The 18,748-nt window shown below is 61.4% G+C and carries 18 protein-coding genes; 14 read left to right on the top strand and 4 right to left on the bottom strand.

The features are described from left to right. Nucleotides 1-6 precede the first annotated feature (6 nt). From FJQ55_RS00475 to FJQ55_RS00450, 6 genes are read left to right on the top strand one after another with little or no spacing between them, the layout of a single operon-like run. Nucleotides 7-831, top strand: coding sequence for a carbohydrate ABC transporter permease (locus tag FJQ55_RS00475; protein ID WP_062277504.1), 825 nt, complete (start codon nucleotides 7-9; stop codon nucleotides 829-831). A 59-nt stretch (nucleotides 832-890) separates the two neighbouring features. Beyond that, nucleotides 891-1,889, top strand: coding sequence for an ABC transporter ATP-binding protein (locus tag FJQ55_RS00470; RefSeq protein ID WP_140825790.1), 999 nt, complete (start codon nucleotides 891-893; stop codon nucleotides 1,887-1,889). After that, a complete protein-coding gene (locus FJQ55_RS00465) occupies nucleotides 1,886-2,665 on the top strand; it encodes an L-iditol 2-dehydrogenase (protein ID WP_140825789.1) in 780 nt (259 codons plus the stop codon). Before FJQ55_RS00470 ends, FJQ55_RS00465 begins: the two co-directional genes overlap by 4 nt. A gap of 38 nt (nucleotides 2,666-2,703) precedes the next feature. Continuing rightward, nucleotides 2,704-4,191, top strand: coding sequence for a mannitol dehydrogenase family protein (locus FJQ55_RS00460; protein ID WP_140825788.1), 1,488 nt, complete (start codon nucleotides 2,704-2,706; stop codon nucleotides 4,189-4,191). Continuing rightward, entirely contained in the window at nucleotides 4,188-4,898 is a 711-nt protein-coding gene (locus tag FJQ55_RS00455) for an HAD family hydrolase (RefSeq protein ID WP_425467480.1), read from the top strand. Before FJQ55_RS00460 ends, FJQ55_RS00455 begins: the two co-directional genes overlap by 4 nt. After that, complete coding sequence (locus FJQ55_RS00450; protein WP_140825787.1) at nucleotides 4,891-6,474, top strand: FGGY family pentulose kinase; 1,584 nt, start codon at nucleotides 4,891-4,893, stop codon at nucleotides 6,472-6,474. Before FJQ55_RS00455 ends, FJQ55_RS00450 begins: the two co-directional genes overlap by 8 nt. Nucleotides 6,475-6,540: 66 nt before the next feature. On the opposite strand, the gene FJQ55_RS00445 is transcribed toward FJQ55_RS00450, so the two are convergent. Continuing rightward, the gene (locus FJQ55_RS00445) at nucleotides 6,541-7,164 is read right to left on the bottom strand and encodes a GntR family transcriptional regulator (RefSeq protein ID WP_425467520.1); all 624 of its coding nucleotides are present in this window, start codon (nucleotides 7,162-7,164) and stop codon (nucleotides 6,541-6,543) included. 363 nt (nucleotides 7,165-7,527) lie between these two features. Here FJQ55_RS00445 and FJQ55_RS00440 point away from each other — a divergent pair, with 363 nt between their 5' ends. Genes FJQ55_RS00440 through FJQ55_RS00405 form a run of 8 tightly spaced genes read left to right on the top strand, consistent with a single transcriptional unit; the run spans nucleotide 7,528 to nucleotide 15,038 of the window. Then, on the top strand, nucleotides 7,528-8,646 hold the full coding sequence (locus tag FJQ55_RS00440; protein WP_140825786.1) for a BMP family ABC transporter substrate-binding protein: 1,119 nt from the start codon (nucleotides 7,528-7,530) through the stop codon (nucleotides 8,644-8,646). Between the two features lie 16 nt (nucleotides 8,647-8,662). Further along, nucleotides 8,663-9,811: an ABC transporter permease gene (locus tag FJQ55_RS00435; RefSeq protein WP_140825785.1), complete on the top strand. Its 1,149-nt coding sequence runs from the start codon at nucleotides 8,663-8,665 to the stop codon at nucleotides 9,809-9,811. Continuing rightward, nucleotides 9,811-10,737: an ABC transporter permease gene (locus FJQ55_RS00430; protein ID WP_140825784.1), complete on the top strand. Its 927-nt coding sequence runs from the start codon at nucleotides 9,811-9,813 to the stop codon at nucleotides 10,735-10,737. The genes FJQ55_RS00435 and FJQ55_RS00430 overlap by 1 nt, the downstream gene beginning before the upstream one ends. A 22-nt stretch (nucleotides 10,738-10,759) precedes the next feature. Beyond that, nucleotides 10,760-11,776: a formamidase gene (locus tag FJQ55_RS00425; RefSeq protein WP_140825783.1), complete on the top strand. Its 1,017-nt coding sequence runs from the start codon at nucleotides 10,760-10,762 to the stop codon at nucleotides 11,774-11,776. Nucleotides 11,777-11,787: 11 nt separating this feature from the next. Further along, nucleotides 11,788-12,489, top strand: a complete 702-nt coding sequence (gene biuH, locus FJQ55_RS00420; protein WP_140825782.1) for a biuret amidohydrolase — start codon at nucleotides 11,788-11,790, stop codon at nucleotides 12,487-12,489. Then, nucleotides 12,486-14,033 (top strand): ABC transporter ATP-binding protein, encoded by a 1,548-nt coding sequence (locus tag FJQ55_RS00415; protein ID WP_140825781.1) that lies wholly within the window; start codon nucleotides 12,486-12,488, stop codon nucleotides 14,031-14,033. Before biuH ends, FJQ55_RS00415 begins: the two co-directional genes overlap by 4 nt. Further along, nucleotides 14,033-14,698, top strand: coding sequence for a cysteine hydrolase family protein (locus tag FJQ55_RS00410; RefSeq protein WP_140825780.1), 666 nt, complete (start codon nucleotides 14,033-14,035; stop codon nucleotides 14,696-14,698). Before FJQ55_RS00415 ends, FJQ55_RS00410 begins: the two co-directional genes overlap by 1 nt. Then, entirely contained in the window at nucleotides 14,691-15,038 is a 348-nt protein-coding gene (locus tag FJQ55_RS00405; RefSeq protein ID WP_140825779.1) for a cupin domain-containing protein, read from the top strand. The genes FJQ55_RS00410 and FJQ55_RS00405 overlap by 8 nt, the downstream gene beginning before the upstream one ends. Before the next feature lie 122 nt (nucleotides 15,039-15,160). On the opposite strand, the gene dnaJ is transcribed toward FJQ55_RS00405, so the two are convergent. From dnaJ to dnaK, 3 genes are read right to left on the bottom strand one after another with little or no spacing between them, the layout of a single operon-like run. After that, nucleotides 15,161-16,309, bottom strand: coding sequence for a molecular chaperone DnaJ (dnaJ, locus tag FJQ55_RS00400; protein ID WP_140825778.1), 1,149 nt, complete (start codon nucleotides 16,307-16,309; stop codon nucleotides 15,161-15,163). Nucleotides 16,310-16,313: 4 nt separating this feature from the next. Next, entirely contained in the window at nucleotides 16,314-16,781 is a 468-nt protein-coding gene (locus tag FJQ55_RS00395) for a hypothetical protein (RefSeq protein WP_140825777.1), read from the bottom strand. Then, nucleotides 16,781-18,685, bottom strand: coding sequence for a molecular chaperone DnaK (gene dnaK, locus FJQ55_RS00390; protein ID WP_140825776.1), 1,905 nt, complete (start codon nucleotides 18,683-18,685; stop codon nucleotides 16,781-16,783). Before dnaK ends, FJQ55_RS00395 begins: the two co-directional genes overlap by 1 nt. Nucleotides 18,686-18,748 lie beyond the last annotated feature (63 nt).

Below are 18,748 nucleotides of genomic sequence, written 5' to 3'. Positions count from 1 at the left end.
ACGTCAATGGCACGCGCTATCAGCACGAAACGCAAGGCAGTCTTCACGGTCGCGGCCTGGATCGTGGCGCTGATCATCTTCTTTCCGATCCTCTACACGATCATCACTTCGTTCAAATCGGAAACCGAGGCGATTGCCGGCTTCAACCTGATCCCGTCGGGTACGCTGGAGAGCTATGCGGAGGTTCAGGGCCAGTACAATTACTTCAAGCCCTTCATGAATTCGGTGATCCTGTCGGTGGGCTCGACGCTTCTGGCGCTGCTGATCGCCATTCCCGCCGCGTGGTCCATGGCCTTTTCGCCCGGCAAACGGACCAAGGACATCCTGATGTGGATGCTCTCCACCAAGATGATGCCAGCCGTTGCCGTGCTCTTTCCGATGTATCTAATCTTCCGCAATCTCGGACTGCTGGACAGCCGCATCGGTCTCACCGTCATGCTGACAATGATCAACCTGCCGATCGTTGTGTGGATGCTCTACACCTATTTCCGGGAGATCCCGTCGGAGATCCTGGAAGCCGCGCGCATGGACGGGGCGTCACTGTGGAACGAGATCGTCTATGTCCTGACGCCGATGGCTGTTCCCGGCATCGCCTCGACCATGCTGTTGAACATCATTCTCGCCTGGAACGAAGCCTTCTGGACGATCCGGCTGACGGCCACGAATGCGGCGCCGCTGACGGCCTTCATCAGCTCGTTCTCCAGTCCGCAAGGATTGTTCTGGGCCAAGCTTTCCGCCGCCTCGACGCTCGCCATCGCCCCGATCCTGATCATGGGCTGGTTCAGCCAAAAGCAACTCGTGCGCGGTCTGACATTCGGCGCTGTGAAATAAACAAATCGGCATTCCGCTATGCGGGCCAATAAGTCGAAATGGCTACGGGAGAAAAGAAGATGGGTAATATCGTCCTCAACAAGGTGACGAAATCCTTCGGAGCGACCACGGTCATTCCCGGTATCGACCTGGAGATAAAGGAAGGCGAATTCGTCGTCTTCGTCGGTCCCTCCGGCTGCGGCAAGTCTACGCTCCTGCGCCTGATCGCCGGACTGGAAGACACCACGACCGGCCACATCGTCATCGACGGCCGGGATGTCACAGACGAGGCGCCTGCCAAGCGCGGCCTGGCAATGGTCTTCCAGTCTTACGCGCTCTATCCGCATATGAGCGTGCGCAACAACATCGCCTTCCCGCTGAAGATGGCCAAGCTCGACCCTGCGGCCATTGATAAGAAGGTGATGGATGCAGCCCGTGTGCTGAACCTCACCAATTATCTCGACCGTCGGCCGGGCCAGCTTTCCGGCGGCCAGCGCCAGCGCGTGGCTATTGGCCGGGCGATTGTGCGGGAACCTTCCGCCTTCCTGTTCGACGAGCCATTGTCCAATCTCGATGCGTCGCTGCGCGGCACCATGCGGCTGGAAATCAGCGAATTGCACCAGCAGTTGAAGACTACGATGATCTACGTCACCCATGATCAGGTCGAGGCCATGACGATGGCCGACAAGATCGTGGTGTTGAATGCCGGTCACATCGAGCAGGTCGGGTCGCCGCTGGAGCTCTACAATAAGCCGGACAACATCTTCGTCGCCGGTTTCATCGGTTCGCCGCGCATGAACTTCGCTTCGGGCGAAGTGGCAGCGGCTTACGATGCCCACACGATTGGTTTCCGTCCGGAGCATTTGAAACTCTCCGCCGAGAGTGGGACATGGCGGGGCGTGGTCGGCGTCGCCGAGCATCTCGGCTCCGACACCTTTCTGCATGTAAATGTCGACAAGATCGGCATGGTGACCGTGAGGACCAGCGGTGATGTACCCGTTTCCCATGGCGACAAGGTGTTCCTTACGCCTGACCCCGCCCGCTTGCACAAATTTAATGACAAAGGACTGGCCCAATGACTGGCAGACTGAACGGAAAATCGGCGATCATCACGGGATCGGCGCGCGGCGTCGGCCGCGCCTTCGCCGAGGCCTATGTGCGTGAGGGCGCAACAGCCGTTGCCATCGCCGATATCGATTTCGAACGCGCCTTGGCAACGGCTGCGGAAATTGGCCCTGCAGCCTATGCGGTGCGGATCGACGTTTCCAGCCAGGATTCCATCGATGCGGCTGTGGCAGCCTGCGTCGAGCGCGTCGGCGGCATCGACATCCTTGTCAACAATGCAGCGATATTCGATCTGGCACCGATCGTCGAGATTACCCGCAAGAGCTATCAGCGGGTCTTCGACATCAATGTCGGGGGGTGCCTGTTCACGCTTCAGGCGGTCGCCAAGCAGATGATCGCGCAAGGGCGTGGCGGCAAGATCATCAATATGGCAAGTCAGGCCGGACGCCGGGGCGAAGCCTTGGTTGGCGTTTATTGCGCATCAAAGGCCGCCGTCATTTCGATTACGCAATCGGCCGGTCTAGACCTGATCAAACACGGCATCCACGTCAATGGGATTGCACCTGGCGTTGTCGGCACCGAGATGTGGGACGAGGTCGATGCCCTCTTTGCCAAATACGAGAACCGCCCGATCGGTGAGAAGAAGAGACTTGTCGGGGAAGCGGTTCCCCTTGGCCGCATGGGCCGGGCCGAAGACCTGACCGGCATGGCGATCTTCCTCGCCTCGGCCGAGGCCGACTACATCGTGGCACAGACCTACAATGTCGATGGCGGCAACTGGATGAGCTGACGGCCGAAAGGCCGCGCTCCGAGCCAAGGAATGAGATCATGACGACCAAACTTTCCCTCGACCATCTCGCCGACATCTCGGCCAAAGCCTCGGTGCCCGCCTATAAGCGCGGGGACATCAAACCCGGCATCCTGCATTTCGGTGTCGGGAATTTCCACCGGGCCCATATGGCGGTTTATCTGCACGAGCTGTTCAACCAGGGTCGCGATCTCGACTGGGGCATCATCGGCGCCGGCGTCATGCCGTCGGACCAGAAGATGCGGGACACACTGAAGGCACAGGATTTCCTGACGACGGTGGTCGAGCAGGACACAACGCGGTCGGCCGCGACGGTGACCGGACCAATGCTGGACGTGATCACGGCGCCGGACTTTGACCGCATCATCACGACGCTGGCGGACCCTGCCATCCGGATCGTCTCGATGACGATTACGGAAGGTGGATATTTCATCGATCCGGCGACGGGCAAATTCGATCCCGCCCATCCGGCCATTGTTGCCGACGCGCAAACCCCTGATGCGCCGAAGACCGTGTTTGGCCTGATCATCGCCGGATTGAAGGTCCGGCGTGCGGCAGGACATCCGCCCTTCACCGTGATGTGCTGCGACAACATTCCCGGCAATGGCGAGGTCACCGAAGCGACGCTCTGCGGGCTGGCTAACCTCTCCGATCCGGATTTTGCGCACTGGATCCATGAAAACGTGGCTTTTCCGAATGCCATGGTTGACCGTATCACGCCTGCGACCGGCCAACGGGAGATCGATCTGACACGAGATGTCTACGGAATCGAAGACGGCTGGCCGGTGTTTTGCGAAGAGTTCAAGCAGTGGGTGCTGGAGGACAAGTTTCCGCTCGGGCGCCCGGGGCTGGAGGCGGTCGGGGTCACCTTCGTGCCCGATGTCGCGCCTTATGAACTGATGAAGCTTCGGATCCTGAACGGTGGCCATGCGGCGATCGCCTATCCGGCAGCGCTTCTCGACATCCACTTCGTGCATGAGGCCATGGAACATCCGTTGATCCGCGCCTTCCTGTCGAAGCTAGAGCACGAGGAAATCGTTCCGGTCGTGCCGCCGGTGCCGGACACAAGCCTGTCGGATTATGTCGACCTGATCGAACGGCGCTTCCTCAATCCGAAGATCGGCGACACGATCCCGCGGCTGGCGCAGGATGGATCGAACCGCCAGCCAAAATTTATTCTGCCCTCCACTGCCGACCGGCTGGCCAAGGGGCTCGACGTGCAGGGGCTGGCGCTGGTTTCGGCGCTGTGGTGTCGCTATTTCGAGGGAGTATCAGACAGCGGCAAGGCCCTGATGTTCAATGATGCGAGCGCCGAGCGGCTGCAGACAGCTGCGCTGGCATCGCGCACGAACGCAGATGCCTTCCTCGGCCTCAGCGACATCTTCGGAGCCACGGGCAGCCACCCTCTGTTCCGCAAGCGCTTCCTTACCGCACTCGACAGCTTGCGGGTCCATGGAACGGCGGCTACCCTCCAGCGCTACCTGGATGGAACCCTGTCTGACCCATGATCGCAATCAAGCCGACCCAACTGGTAATCTTCGATTGTGACGGCGTGCTGGTCGACAGCGAACCGATCGCGCTGGAGGTGCTGGTAGAGGCTCTGGCGGTGAAGGGGATCGCGATCGATGCGGATGGTGCCGCCGAACGGTTTCTCGGACGCAGCATCGCTTCCATGGCCGAGGCCGTGCGCCAGGAGTTTCAGGTCGAGATCGATCAGGTTTTTCTGACTCACATGCGCGAAGCGCTCTATGCGCGCTTTCGGCAGGAACTGCAGCCGATTGCAGGGGTCGACCGCGTTGTCGCCGCGCTAAAAGAGCAGGGCATTTCCTGGTGCGTCGCCTCATCCAGCCAGCGTGAGCGCATCGAGTTGTCGCTGGCAGCGACCGGACTGCTCGACCTTTTCACACCGTCAATTTTCAGTGCGACCATGGTCGAACACGGAAAGCCGGCACCAGATCTCTTTCTGCATGCCGCTGCCGCCATGGGTGCCGATCCATCGGCCTGCATGGTCATCGAGGACAGCCCGGCAGGGATCGTGGCCGCCCAGGCCGCCGGCATGAGGGTTTGCGCCTTTACCGGCGGATCGCACACGAACCACGCCTCCTATCAGGCGGCACTTGCCGCTCTCAAGCCCGACGCACGGTTTGACGCGATGGAGGATTTGCTCCACTTTGTCGGCGGAGCGGGGAGACTGGAAGACAATTCTGATGCGTGAGCACCTCATGGCCGTGGATGTTGGCACGGGCAGCGCGCGAGCCGGTGTCTTTGATCTCGCGGGCCGGCAGCTCGCCCGTTGTGTCGTGCCGATTTCCGTGCACAGACCGCTGCACAACCACATGGAACAGGACAGCGAGGAGATCTGGGATGCTGTCTGCTCAGCGTCCCGGGCAGCCCTTGACGAAGCGGGCATCGCGGGCGGCACCGTCGCCGCGATCGGTTTCGACGCGACCTGTTCTCTCGTGGTGCGGACCAGCGACGGGGCACCGCTTTCGGTTTCCACCACGGACAAGCGCAATCACGACACCATCTTGTGGATGGACCATCGCGCCATCGCCGAAACAAGCGAATGCAATGGGTTCGACGATCCGCTGCTTGAGCGCTTCGGCGGGCGGCTCTCGGTCGAAATGCAGCTGCCGAAGCTCCTGTGGTTGAAGCGGCACAAGCCGGAAACCTGGGCGAAGGCGGGGCTGATCTTCGACCTGTGCGACTACCTGACATGGCGGGGAACGGGCATCGACCGGCGAAGTCACTCCCCCCTGGCATCCAAGTGGGGCTATGCACCACAGCCCCCCGGAGCACGCCCGAACGAATTTTACGCCCGGATTGGGCTCGCTGACCTGATTGAAAAAGCGGGACTTCCTGAAACGTCTCATCCCATTCATGTGCCGGTCGGGTCTTTATCGCCGACGGCAGCAGAGGCGCTCGGCCTCAGCAGCGAATGCCTTGTGGCGCCGGCGCTTGTGGATGCCTATGCCGGGGCGGTGGCCCTGTTCGGGACGGACCTTACGCATGAGCGCCTCCCCGGCAGCCGAGCGGCGTTGATCGCCGGGACGTCAAGCTGCATCGTCATGCTCTCGGACGAGCCGATCTCCGGGCCCGGCTGCTGGGGCGGTTTTCGCGATGCCGCACTGCCGGGCCTCTGGTTGACGGAAGCGGGGCAATCCGCTTCCGGTGCTTTCCTCGACCACATCCTCAAGGATCATCCGGCCGGTGGAACGCCGACGAAAGATCGCCATCGCGACATCCTCGATCGGATCAGCGTGCGACTGGCCGAGGAAGGGCCCGATTTTGGTATGCCGATCAGCGTGCTACCGGATTTTCACGGCACCCGGTCACCCCTCTCGGACCCACTGCTGACGGGCACGATTGCCGGACTCGATCTCGACCGCAGTCTGGACGGATTGTTGCGGCTCTATTGGCGCAGCTGCGTGGCGCTGGCCTGCAGCATCCGCAACATCATCGATCACCTGCCCAGCAAGGCCGGAAACCTGCAAAACCTGTTCCTGGCCGGTGGACTCGCCGATCACCCGTTGCTGTCGCAACTCTATGCCGATGCGACTGGTCGGGTGATGCATGTCCCCGACGGCTGTGACGCGGTGCTCCTGGGTTCGGCGCTGCATGCCGGCGTCTGTGCAGGCGTCCTTGCGACCACGGAAGCGGGCGGAACCGCGATGCGTTTTCCGCTGCGGGCGGTGCAACCGGATCCTGCGCGGCAGAAGGCTCTGGCGCGTGATCACGCCTTGCTGCTTGCGATGATGCGTCACCGGGACGAGTTGGCGGCCCTGCGATAAGAAGGAATTGACGGCAGGGAACTGGTGTTGCCGGCGCAAATCCCTGATCGCACCGCAGTCTGGCGATCAGCCGCGACCGATCCGGGCAAAGGTGGCGCTCGCATCGCGAACGATCGACACATGCTCATAGGCGGCGATACCCGCTGCGACGGCCTCACCGCGCAGGATCGAGGCGACGATCTGATCATGTTCGCCCCAGGATTTCGACAGGCGCCCCTCAAGGCGGAACTGGGCGCGGCGAAAAGGCGACAGCCGCGCACGGGTCTGGGTGGCGAGCTCAAAAATGTGTTCGTTGTGCGTACCGCGATACAGCTGCGTATGAAATTCAGTGTTGAAGGCTTCGTAGTCCTCTCCGGCCAGCGCGCCGACAAAAGCCGCCGAATCCTCGTGCATCTTCTGCAATCGCCGACGCTCGGCAGTGGTCATACGCTCGGCAGACAGTCGGGCGCAGATCGCTTCCAGTTCGGCCATGGCCTCGAACATCGAATTGAGAGCGCTGCCGCTGACATTGGTGACGACAGCCCGCTTGTTCGGCTGGCGATCAACCAGGCCCATTGCGCAGAGTTGGCGCAGGGCCTCGCGAACGGGTGTTCGCGACACTTCGAAACGCACGGCAAGAGAGCCCTCATCCATTTTTTCCCCCGGCTTCAAGGCACCGGTGATGATCAGGTCCGCGATAGCGCGCACCATATGCTCGACCGTTGTCCCGGTGCGGGTCAGGGTTCTCTTTTCGGCTCGTTCCAACACGCTCTCGATCTCAATGACTGCATACACATGCCAAGGCCTCATGACGGTGTCAAATTGCGAGAGTTGCGTTCTGCGGCTTTTCCGCAACCTAAGGCGATGAATGGGCGTTGGTTGCTGGAATTTTCAGCTGCGGCGGCCTGCCTAAAACCTAGCCAGACGGCCGATTAAAACTGCATGCAGTTTTGAGCGCGAAACGGCTTGCGGAATTTCATCATGAAATTTCAGTACTTTATAGTTCTGGCACGCAGGTTGCATACACTTTCACGAGAATACGAATGGCAAAAGCCAACAAGGGGAACCAATCAAATGAACAGATTCATGCCCGTGACCCGCCGCTCCTTCCTGAAGACGTCAGCAGCCCTTGCCGGCACCGCAGCGCTGCCGATGAGTTTCGGCCCTGCGGCTGCCCAGACCGCCCTGACGGTCGGCTTCATCTATGTCGGCCCGAAGGATGACTATGGCTACAACCAGGCCCATGCCGAAGGTGCCGCGATCATCAAGGCGCTGCCGGGCGTGACCGTCGTCGAAGAAGAAAATGTGCCTGAGACGGTCGACGTGCAGAAGACGATGGAATCGATGATCAACCTCGACGGGGCGACGCTGCTGTTCCCGACGTCCTTCGGTTACTTCGACCCCCATATGCTGGCCATGGCCGAGAAATATCCTGACATCCAGTTCCGCCATTGCGGCGGCCTCTGGCAGGAGGGCAAGAACCCCATGAATACCGGCTCCTATTTCGGCTATATCGGCCAGGGTCAGTACCTGAACGGGATCACCGCCGGTTATGCCTCGAAGAGCAAGAAGATCGGCTTCGTTGCCGCCAAGCCGATCCCGCAGGTCGTACAGAACATCAACTCCTTCCTGCTTGGCGCACGCTCGGTCGATCCGTCGATTACCTGCCAGGTGATCTTCACCGGCGAATGGTCGCTGGCGGTCAAGGAAGCCGAAGCCACCAACGCGTTGATCGACCAGGGCGCTGATGTCATCACCTGCCATGTCGACAGCCCGAAGGTTGTGGTCGAGACGGCAGCCGGCCGTGGCGCATTCGTCTGCGGCTACCACGCCAACCAGAGCCCGCTCGCGCCTGAGAAATACCTGACCGGCGCCGAATGGGCCTGGGGCAATGTCTATACCGACTTCGTCAAGAAGGCGCAGGCCGGCGAGAAGCTCGGCAATTTTGTCCGCGGCGGCCTGAAGGACGGCTTCGTCAAGATGAGCCCGCTCGGACCTGCCGTTTCTGCCGAGGCGCGTGCCAAGTTCGAGGCGACGCAGGCCGAGATGCTGAAGGGCGGCTTCTCCGTCTTCAAGGCGGGCCTGAAGGACAACAAGGGCGCGGTGGTGGTGACGGCGGATCTCGTCGAAGACGCGATCGAGTTGGAGAGCATGGGATATCTCGTCGAGGGCGTCATCGGCTCGACCTCTTGAGCCGGGAGTTGATGCCATGACGGCAGATCCCAACAGCCAGAGCCTGACACCCACAGCAGCGTGGTCGGAGGATCTCCGACCCGTTCTCGAATGGCTCGCACGCCGGGCCGAACCCGTGGCAATCGCATTTCTTGCGGTCGTCGTGGGGCTTGGCGTGTTCAGTGTGTTCATCGCAGCGCTCGGCAAGTCGCCGCTGCAGTTGTTCCAGCTCATGTATCAGGGCGGTTTCGGAAGCTGGTTCTCGATCCAGAACACACTGAGCCGAGCCGCACCCCTGTTGCTGACGGCCCTCTGCGTCGCCTTGCCGGCGCGTCTGGGACTAACCGTCATCGGCGCGGAGGGAGCCGTGGTGCTCGGTGGGCTTGCCGGAGCAGCCATCGCGCTGCCGCTGACATCAACGCTCTCGCCCCTTCCGGTCTGGGTGCTGATGGGGCTTGCCTCCATGGCCATTGGCGGGTTGTGGATCGGGTTGTCGGGGTTTCTCAGGCACTATCGCGGGGTCAATGAAACAATCGCATCGCTGCTTCTTGCCTATATCGCGATTGCCTTGATGAACCAGTTGATCGAGGGGCCGCTACGCGATCCCGCAAGCCTCAACAAACCGTCAACCGCGCCGCTGCCGGCAGAGTTCATGCTGGGCAATATGCCCGGGATGGATGTGCATTGGGGCTTCGTGATCGGCATCGTCGCCTGTGTGATCTCCTATGTGATCATCGAGTGGACGACGGCTGGTTTTGCCGCGCGCATCGCCGGCGGCAACATGCGGGCGGCGCAAATCCAGGGTCTGCCCGTCGGCCGGCTGATCGTCGGCTTTACCACGCTGGCCGGCGCCTTTGCCGGACTGGCAGGAATGATCGAGGTCGCCGCGGTTCAGGGCAGCGCCAACGGATCGCTGGCAGCGGGATACGGCTATACCGGCATCCTCGTCGCCTTCCTTGCAAGGCATAATCCGCTCGCCATCATCCCGGTCGCCATCCTGCTCGGCGGCATCGACGCCTCGGGTGGCTTGATCCAGCGGCGCATGGCGCTGCCGGATGCGACCGTGCTGGTGCTTCAGGGCACGCTGTTCATCGCGGTGCTGTTTTCCGAAACCCTTTACGGGCGCTTCAAGATCTTCAATCCGGATCTCTGGGCCGCGCCGCACTCTGCCAAGGGAGCTTCCTGATGGACGGAACCGATATCGGGCTCTGGGGTGTGCCGCTGGCGATCCTTGCCGGGGCGATCCGTGTGTCGACCCCGTTCATCTTCGTGAGCCTCGGCGAAATGATCACCGAGCGCTCGGGGCGGATCAATCTCGGCCTCGAGGGCACACTCGTGTTCGGTGCCATGGCGGCCTATGGCACGGCTGTTATGACCGGTTCGCCATGGCTCGGCGTGCTCGCGGCCATGGGCGCTGGCGCCGGCTTCGGGCTCATTCACGGCTTCATCTGCAAGTTTCCCAAGGTGAACGACATCGCAATTGGCATTGCCATGATGCAGTTCGGCCTGGGGCTTGCCTTCTTCCTCGGCAAACCCTTCATCCAGCCAGCTGCACCGAAACTGCCGTCTATCCCGTTCGGCGGATGGTCCAGCTACCCGCAGATCCAGGCGGCGCTCAATATCAACGTTCTGTTCCTGATCGGCATTCTGCTGGCCTTTGCCCTGTCTTGGGCGCTGCGCAACACGCGGATCGGGCTGATCCTGCGCGTGGCCGGCGACAGTTCGGATGCGGCACGCGCCATGGGGCTCAATCCCGATACGATCCGGCTGCTGGCAACCGCTGTCGGTGGCGCATTGGCGGCTGTTGGCGGCGCCTATCTGTCGCTGTTTTATCCAGGATCGTGGAACGAGGGCATTTCCTCGGGTCAGGGCCTGATGGCGGTGGCGCTGGTCATCTTCGCCCGCTGGAACCCGCTCGGCTGCCTGCTCGCTTCGCTGCTGTTCGGCGGTGCCGGCGCGCTCGGACCGGCGCTGCAATCGGTCGGCGTCACCTCCGGCTACTACCTCTTCTACGCAGCCCCTTACGTGCTGACGCTCATCATCATGATTGCGACGTCCTCGCCAACCCGCTCGCTGACGGGCGCGCCGGCAGCACTCTCGCTGACAAAGTAACCATCCAAAAAGGAGATTTTCCATGAATGGCCTGGGTGGACTGAACAAATCGGAGCACGGAGTGGGCATCGGCCTGGTGCAGCTGCAGCTTCCAAACACCGTGACTAAGGCGGATCTGGCAAAGCAGACGCAGGTGATCGTCGATCTGGTCGGCAAGGCGCGGCGCAATCAGGCTAATATGGATCTGGTGGTGTTCCCCGAATATGCCCTGCACGGGCTTTCGATGGACATCAATCCTGACATCATGTGCACGCTGGATGGTCCCGAGGTCGCTGCCTTCAAAGGCGCCTGCAAGGCGAACAAGATCTGGGGCTGCTTCTCGATCATGGAGCTGAACCCCGGCGGCATGCCCTATAATTCCGGGATCATCATTGATGACCAGGGCGAACTGAAGCTCTATTATCGCAAGATGCACCCTTGGGTGCCCGTCGAGCCCTGGGAGCCGGGCGACCAGGGCATTCCCGTCATCGAAGGGCCGAAGGGCGCCAAGATCGCGCTGATCATCTGCCATGACGGCATGTTCCCGGAAATGGCGCGGGAATGCGCCTACAAGGGCGCGGAGATCATGATCCGGACGGCTGGTTATACCGCGCCTATCCGCGAGAGCTGGAAGTTCACCAATCAGTCCAATGCCTTCTGCAACCTGATGGTCACGGCCAATGTCTGCATGTGCGGATCGGACGGGACCTTCGACAGCATGGGCGAAGGCATGATCTGCAATTTCGACGGCTCGATCATTGCGCATGGCACAAGTGGTCGGGTGAACGAGATCATCACTGCCGAAGTTCGTCCGGATCTGGTGCGCGAAGCGCGGCTCGGCTGGGGTGTCGAGAACAACATCTACCAGTTCGGCCATCGCGGTTATGTCGCGGTCGCCGGCGGCGCACAGGATGCGCCCTACAGCTACATGCATGACCTCGTCGCAGGACGCTACCGGCTGCCCTGGGAAGACCAGGTGAAGATAACCGACGGGACCAGCTGCGGCTTCGAGAAGCCGAAGCGACGCTTCGGCGAGAACTACAAGCTGGCTGGCGAATAGGAGGCACAACCATGGACGCGATGACCGAGACCAAGACGAGCTACATTGTCGGCGATCCGTACAACTGGCCCTATAACGGCAAGCTTCGTCCTGATAATACCGCGCTGATCATCATCGACATGCAGACCGATTTCTGTGGCAAGGGCGGTTATGTCGACCATATGGGCTATGATCTGGCGCTGGTGCAGGCACCGATCGAACCGATCAAGGCGGTGCTGTCCGCCATGCGGGCCAAGGGTTATCACATCATCCATACGCGCGAGGGTCATCGTCCTGATCTGGCCGATCTGCCGGCCAACAAGCGCTGGCGATCGCAGCGGATCGGGGCGGGCATTGGCGACGCCGGCCCATGCGGTCGCATTCTGGTGCGGGGCGAGCCTGGCTGGGACATCATTCCCGAGCTTTATCCGATTGAGGGCGAATCCATAATCGACAAGCCGGGCAAGGGCTCGTTCTGCGCCACCGATCTCGAACTGATCCTCAATCAGAAGCGGATCGAGAACATCATCCTCACCGGAATCACCACCGATGTCTGCGTGTCCACCACCATGCGCGAGGCCAATGACCGCGGCTTCGAATGCCTGCTGCTGGAGGACTGCTGCGGCGCGACCGACTATGGCAACCATCTCGCCGCAATCAAAATGGTGAAGATGCAGGGCGGCGTCTTCGGCTCGGTCTCGAATTCCAAGGCGCTGGTGGAGCAGTTGCCATGATCATCGGCGAGATTCCACCCGCAAAAGCCATCCCGGCAGTCGGTATCGAGACGGTCGACATGACCATGCGCTTTGGCAGTTTCACTGCTTTGGACACCGTCTCGATCAAGGTCGAGCCCGGCTCGTTTCATGCACTTCTCGGTGAAAATGGCGCCGGCAAATCGACGCTCGTGAAATGCATCATGGGCTTTTACCGCCAGACGTCGGGACAGCTGATGGTCGACGACCGGGAGGTGACGATCGGCTCACCCCGCGATGCCGCCGCCCTCGGACTCGGCATGGTCTACCAGCATTTCACACTGGTCCCGTCACTGACCGGCGCGGAGAACCTGGTCATCAGCCGGAACGAAGTGCCGGCTGTCATCAACTGGGCGCGGGAAAAGCATGATCTCTCCGCCTTCATGCAGACCATGCCCTTCGAGATCCCGCTCGACCGCCCCGTGGCGGAGCTCGCCGCCGGCGAGAAACAGAAGCTCGAGATCATCAAGCAGCTTTATCTCGGCCGACGTTTTCTCGTGCTCGACGAGCCGACCTCGGTGCTGACACCCGGCGAGGCCGACGACATGCTGGGCCTGGTGCGCGGCATGACGGAGCGCGGCGAATTGACCGTGCTGATGATCAGCCACAAGTTTCACGAGGTGACGAAGTTTGCAGATGCGGTTTCCGTTCTGCGCAAGGGCAAGTTTACCGGGGGTGGCAAGACCAGCGCCCTTCCGACGAAAGACATGGCCGCGATGATGATCGGCGACATCAGACTGGCGGAGCTCGATAGCCGGCTACCGGTACAGGTGGATGCCAAGCCAATCCTGGAACTCGATGGCGTGAAGGCACTCGACAGGACAGGCCTGAAGACCATCGAGATCGACCAGCTTGCTGTCAAATCAGGCGAGATCGTCGGTATCGCGGGCATTTCGGGGAATGGTCAGAAGGAACTCTCCGAGATCCTGGCGGGACAGCGTCCGACCGAAGCCGGCCGCGTCCAGGTGAAAGGTACGGCCTATGGCGCAACCCGGGCGGAAACCCGCAGCAGCAGCGTGCGCTTCATTCCAGAGGAGCCGCTGCAGAATGCCTGTGCGCCCAAGATGAGCGTCAGCGAGAACCTAGCATTCCGCACCTTCGACCTCGATGGGGAAGGCCGGGAGACCCGCTGGCTCGATCTGCGCGGCATGAAGAAGCGCGCAGGCGAGCTGATCGCAGACTTCAAGGTGAAGACGGCCTCTTCCGCCTCGCCGATCGCCTCGCTCTCCGGCGGCAATGTGCAGCGCGCGGTGCTTGCCCGCGAACTGACGGGAGATGTCGATCTGCTGGTCGTGTCAAATCCTTGTTTCGGGCTCGACTTCTCGGCGGTTGCAGAAATTCGCTCGCGGATCATGAAGGCGCGCAACAGCGGCACCGCCGTGCTGCTGATCTCGGAGGATCTGGATGAGTTGCTGGAGATGTCGGACCGTATTCTCGTGATGTCAGAAGGCAAGCTAGTGTTCGAGACACCGGCCCATATGGCCGACATTTCCGTCATTGGCGCGCATATGGCGGGACATCACTGATGGCTGACATCAAGGCCCTTCCCTTCTCTTTTCCGCTCCGTCGCGAGAGCGTCGCGCTCATCGTCATTGACATGCAGCGAGACTTTGCCGAGCCCGGTGGTTTTGGCGAGAGCCTCGGTAATGACGTGAGCTACGTCACCGCCATCGTTTCCGACGTCAAACGCCTGATCGAGGGTTTCCGTGCCGTTGGCCTGCCTGTCATCCATACGCAGGAATGCCACCGGCCCGACCTCTCCGACCTTCCGCCGGCCAAGCGCAATCGCGGCACACCGACACTTCGGATCGGCGATGTCGGCCCGATGGGGCGCATCCTGATCTCAGGCGAGCCGGGGACCGCAATCCTGCCGGAACTGGCGCCGATCGACGGGGAGATCGTGATCGAGAAGCCTGGCAAGGGCGCGTTTTACGCGACGCCGCTCGGCGAGACGTTGAAGGCGCGCGGCATCGAGCAACTTGTCTTTGCCGGCGTCACCACGGAGGTCTGCGTGCAGACGACGATGCGCGAGGCCAATGACCGCGGTTACGAATGCCTTCTGGTCGAGGAAGCGACGGCGAGCTACTTCCCAGAGTTCAAACAGGCTGCACTTGACATGATCAGGGCGCAAGGGGGCATCGTCGGCTGGACGGCGCATCTCGACGATGTATTGGAGGCGATTGATGCCTGAAACGACCCGGGAAAGCCTGACTCAGGGCGGCTGGAAGACGCTGGATTTCGAGCCCTTTCGCGATGGCGTGACCATCCACTGGATCAAGCGCTTCATTGACGACCAGCCGGGCGTGGCACTGCTGAAATACGAGGCGGGTGCCTCCGTGCCTCGCCATCGGCATGAAGGGCTGGAGACGATACTGGTGTTGCAAGGCACGCAGTCTGACGAAAGCGGTGATTACGGCGTTGGGTGTTGTGTGATCAATGCGATCGGCAGCGAACATTCTGTGTGGAGCGACACGGGATGCGTCGTCCTCATCCAATGGGATCGACCGGTACGGATTCTGACGGAGGACTGAGCGCGTCCCGACCATGGCGCCCGGAGCCAGGCGAGTTATGCGCTGGGGCAGATAGAAGAGAACAGAAAAGGGGCGAACCTCGCGGTTCGCCCCTTTTTTCAATTTCCATCCTCATCAAACGGTCAGTCGCTGAGCGTATCGAAGAAATCCTTCATGCGGGCAAAGAAGCCCGTCGATTCCGGGTTGTTCTCCTTCGACGACAACTGCTCGAATTCCTGCAGCAGTTCCCGCTGGCGCTTGGTGAGTTTCTGCGGGGTCTCGATCTGGATCTGGATGTAGAGATCGCCCGTCTGTGTCGATCGCAGGACCGGCATGCCCTTCGCCTTCAGGCGGAACTGCTTGCCCGCCTGAGTGCCTTCCGGGACCGTGACACGCGACTTGGTGCCGTCGAGCGTCACCACATCGAAAGTGCCGCCGAGGGCAGCCGTGGTCATCGAGATCGGCACGGAGCAATAGAGATCCGCACCGTCACGCTGGAAGAATTCGTGCGGCTTCACAGACAGAAAGATGTAGAGATCGCCCGCCGGACCGCCACGGAGGCCCGCCTCCCCTTCGCCCTGCAGGCGAATGCGCGTGCCGTCCTCGATGCCCGAGGGGATGTTGACCGAGAGCGAACGCTCTTCCGTGACACGGCCGTGACCATGGCACTTCGTGCAGGGGTCGGAAATGGTCTGGCCCCGGCCATGACAGGTCGGGCAAGTGCGCTCGATCGAGAAGAAGCCCTGGGCAGCCCGCACGCGCCCCGAGCCCTGACAGGTCGAACACGTGGTCGGCTTGGTGCCGGGCTTGGCGCCGGTGCCCGTGCAGAGGTCGCAGGTGATCGAGGTCGGAACCCTGATCTGCGCCGTCTTGCCGGTAAAGGCCTCTTCGAGGCTGATTTCCATATTGTAGCGTAGGTCGGCGCCGCGTTCGCGACCGCCCGTCGAGCGCGCCCGGCCGCCACGGCCACCCCCCATCATTTCGCCGAAGATGTCTTCAAAAATATCGGAGAAGCCACCGCCGCCGGCAAAACCGCCGCCGCCACCGCCGAAGCCGCCACCGCCCTGTTCGAAGGCGGCATGGCCGAAGCGATCATAGGCCGCGCGCTTCTGGGGATCCTTCAAGGTCTCGTAAGCCTCGTTGATCTCCTTGAACTTCTTTTCGGCTTCGCTGTCGCCCGGATTCTTGTCAGGGTGGAACTTCATGGCGAGCTTACGGAAGGCGCTCTTCAGCTCCTTCTCGTCTGCCGTCCGGCCAACCCCCAGGGTCTCGTAGAAATCTGCCTTTGCCATCGTCTTACAAAGCCCTCAAAGCTTTCCCAACGCTCGTGTGACCGCCCGACGCTTTGCCGGCGAGCTTGTCACAGGCCTGCATGTCTTTCTGGAAGTCGGAAGCCGCCGCCATCGCATCGTCCATCAGGAGCTTGCGCGCCTCGCCCTTGCTGATCAAACCATCGGCCGCAGACACGGCAACAAAGGCCAGCGAATGGGCTGCCATGTCACAGGCCGACACAGAACCCCCATTCTCGCGCCGCTGCAGGGCCGCCTCGATGATCTTTCCAAGTTCACTGCCGATCCGGGAAAGTCCCTTGGAGTCCTTGGCGGACAGGGCCTTGGCGACCTTCGCCTCGGCGCTCGCGACTTGTCGATAAACGGATTCGACCTCGGCGTTCCGCGCAAGAACGGCCGTCGCCAGCATCAACGCGATGCAGGCTGGCCCGAAGGCCAGCCCGCTCGAAACGATGCGATTGAAGCGAGCCGGCATCAGGCCGACTTCTTCGCGTCTTCGTCCTTCACTTCTTCGTAGTCGGCATCGACGACATTGTCGTCTCCGCCTTCGGCATTGCCACCCTCGGCCTGCTGGGCCTCGTAGATGGCCTGACCGAGCTTCATGGAGACTTCCATGAGGGCCTGGGTCTTCGTGCCGATATCTTCCGGCGACGGATCGGAGGCTTCGAGAGCGCCCTTGAGTGCGGCGATCGCATCCTCGATCGCCTTGCGGTCGGTCTCGGAGACCTTATCGCCATAGTCCTTCAGCGACTTTTCGGTCGAGTGGACGAGGCTTTCGGCGCTGTTCTTGGCTTCAACCACCGCACGACGCTTCTTGTCTGCTTCGGCATTGGCTTCGGCGTCCTTGACCATCTTCTCGATGTCGGCGTCAGAGAGACCACCGGAGGCCTGGATGCGGATCTGCTGTTCCTTGCCGGTGCCCTTGTCCTTGGCCGAAACCTGGACGATGCCGTTCGCGTCGATGTCGAAGGTGACTTCGATCTGCGGAACGCCACGCGGTGCCGGCGGCAGGCCGACGAGGTCGAACTGACCGAGCAACTTGTTGTCGGCAGCCATTTCGCGCTCGCCCTGCGAAACGCGGATGGTCACGGCCTGCTGGTTGTCTTCTGCGGTCGAGAAGGTCTGGCTCTTCTTCGTCGGGATCGTCGTGTTGCGATCGATCAGACGGGTGAAGACGCCACCCAGCGTTTCGATGCCGAGCGACAGCGGGGTCACGTCGAGCAGCAGAACGTCCTTGACGTCGCCCTGCAGAACGCCGGCCTGGATCGCTGCACCGAGTGCCACGACTTCATCCGGATTGACGCCCTTGTGCGGCTCCTTGCCGAACAGCTGCTTCACGACTTCCTGGACCTTCGGCATGCGGCTCATGCCGCCGACGAGAACGACTTCGTCGATTTCAGCTGCGGTAACACCGGCGTCCTTGAGGGCTGCCTTGCAGGGTGCGATCGTGCGCTGGACGAGATCGTCGACCAGGCTTTCGAACTTGGCGCGGGTCAGCTTCATCGTCAGGTGCTTCGGACCGGAGGCATCTGCCGTGATGAAGGGCAGGTTGATTTCGGTCTGCTGCGAGGACGACAGCTCGATCTTGGCCTTTTCAGCGGCTTCCTTCAGGCGCTGGAGAGCCAGCTTGTCGCCCTTCAGGTCGATGCCCTGGTCCTTCTTGAACTCGGCTGCGAGATATTCGACGAGACGCATGTCGAAGTCTTCACCGCCGAGGAATGTGTCGCCGTTGGTCGACTTCACTTCGAAGACGCCATCGCCGATTTCCAGAACCGAGATATCGAAAGTACCACCACCAAGGTCGTAAACGGCGATCGTCTTGCCGTCCTTCTTGTCGAGGCCGTAGGCGAGTGCGGCAGCCGTCGGCTCGTTGATGATGCGGAGAACTTCAAGACCGGCGATGCGGCCGGCATCCTTGGTTGCCTGGCGCTGCGCGTCGTTGAAGTAGGCGGGAACGGTGATGACGGCCTTTTCGACCTTTTCGCCGAGATAGGCTTCAGCCGTTTCCTTCATCTTCTGGAGGATCATGGCCGAGATCTGCGAGGGCGAATAGCCCTTACCCTGAGCTTCGACCCAAGCGTCGCCGTTGTCACCCTTGACGATCGGGAAAGGAACGAGGCCCTTGTCCTTCTCGACGGTCGGATCTTCGTAGCGGCGGCCGATCAGGCGCTTCACGGCGAAGAGCGTGTTGGTGGGGTTGGTGACGGCCTGACGCTTGGCCGGCTGCCCGACGAGGCGTTCGCCGTCGTCAGAAAAAGCCACCATGGAAGGCGTGGTGCGTGCGCCTTCGGAATTCTCAATGACCTTTGCATCCTTGCCGTCCATGACGGCGACGCAGGAATTGGTCGTTCCAAGGTCGATACCGATTACTTTTGCCATGTCATTCTCTCCTTGAAGCAGGCCGTCGGAACCCCAATCAGGCATTCCTGACAGCCCCTCGAC

It is taken from the genome of Rhizobium glycinendophyticum (genome assembly GCF_006443685.1).
In the GTDB taxonomy this organism is placed as follows: domain Bacteria; phylum Pseudomonadota; class Alphaproteobacteria; order Rhizobiales; family Rhizobiaceae; genus Allorhizobium; species Allorhizobium glycinendophyticum.
This window is presented reverse-complemented; position numbering and strand designations above follow the sequence as displayed.

What these genes read in the sequence shown, in the direction of transcription:
- FJQ55_RS00475 (WP_062277504.1), top strand. Translation starts at nt 7, where the DNA reads ATGGCACGCGCTATCAGCACGAAACGCAAGGCAGTCTTCACGGTCGCG.
- FJQ55_RS00470 (WP_140825790.1), top strand. Translation starts at nt 891, where the DNA reads ATGGGTAATATCGTCCTCAACAAGGTGACGAAATCCTTCGGAGCGACC.
- FJQ55_RS00465 (WP_140825789.1), top strand. Translation starts at nt 1,886, where the DNA reads ATGACTGGCAGACTGAACGGAAAATCGGCGATCATCACGGGATCGGCG.
- FJQ55_RS00460 (WP_140825788.1), top strand. Translation starts at nt 2,704, where the DNA reads ATGACGACCAAACTTTCCCTCGACCATCTCGCCGACATCTCGGCCAAA.
- FJQ55_RS00455 (WP_425467480.1), top strand. Translation starts at nt 4,188, where the DNA reads ATGATCGCAATCAAGCCGACCCAACTGGTAATCTTCGATTGTGACGGC.
- FJQ55_RS00450 (WP_140825787.1), top strand. Translation starts at nt 4,891, where the DNA reads ATGCGTGAGCACCTCATGGCCGTGGATGTTGGCACGGGCAGCGCGCGA.
- FJQ55_RS00445 (WP_425467520.1), bottom strand. Translation starts at nt 7,164, where the DNA reads ATGGTGCGCGCTATCGCGGACCTGATCATCACCGGTGCCTTGAAGCCG.
- FJQ55_RS00440 (WP_140825786.1), top strand. Translation starts at nt 7,528, where the DNA reads ATGAACAGATTCATGCCCGTGACCCGCCGCTCCTTCCTGAAGACGTCA.
- FJQ55_RS00435 (WP_140825785.1), top strand. Translation starts at nt 8,663, where the DNA reads ATGACGGCAGATCCCAACAGCCAGAGCCTGACACCCACAGCAGCGTGG.
- FJQ55_RS00430 (WP_140825784.1), top strand. Translation starts at nt 9,811, where the DNA reads ATGGACGGAACCGATATCGGGCTCTGGGGTGTGCCGCTGGCGATCCTT.
- FJQ55_RS00425 (WP_140825783.1), top strand. Translation starts at nt 10,760, where the DNA reads ATGAATGGCCTGGGTGGACTGAACAAATCGGAGCACGGAGTGGGCATC.
- biuH (WP_140825782.1), top strand. Translation starts at nt 11,788, where the DNA reads ATGGACGCGATGACCGAGACCAAGACGAGCTACATTGTCGGCGATCCG.
- FJQ55_RS00415 (WP_140825781.1), top strand. Translation starts at nt 12,486, where the DNA reads ATGATCATCGGCGAGATTCCACCCGCAAAAGCCATCCCGGCAGTCGGT.
- FJQ55_RS00410 (WP_140825780.1), top strand. Translation starts at nt 14,033, where the DNA reads ATGGCTGACATCAAGGCCCTTCCCTTCTCTTTTCCGCTCCGTCGCGAG.
- FJQ55_RS00405 (WP_140825779.1), top strand. Translation starts at nt 14,691, where the DNA reads ATGCCTGAAACGACCCGGGAAAGCCTGACTCAGGGCGGCTGGAAGACG.
- dnaJ (WP_140825778.1), bottom strand. Translation starts at nt 16,309, where the DNA reads ATGGCAAAGGCAGATTTCTACGAGACCCTGGGGGTTGGCCGGACGGCA.
- FJQ55_RS00395 (WP_140825777.1), bottom strand. Translation starts at nt 16,781, where the DNA reads ATGCCGGCTCGCTTCAATCGCATCGTTTCGAGCGGGCTGGCCTTCGGG.
- dnaK (WP_140825776.1), bottom strand. Translation starts at nt 18,685, where the DNA reads ATGGCAAAAGTAATCGGTATCGACCTTGGAACGACCAATTCCTGCGTC.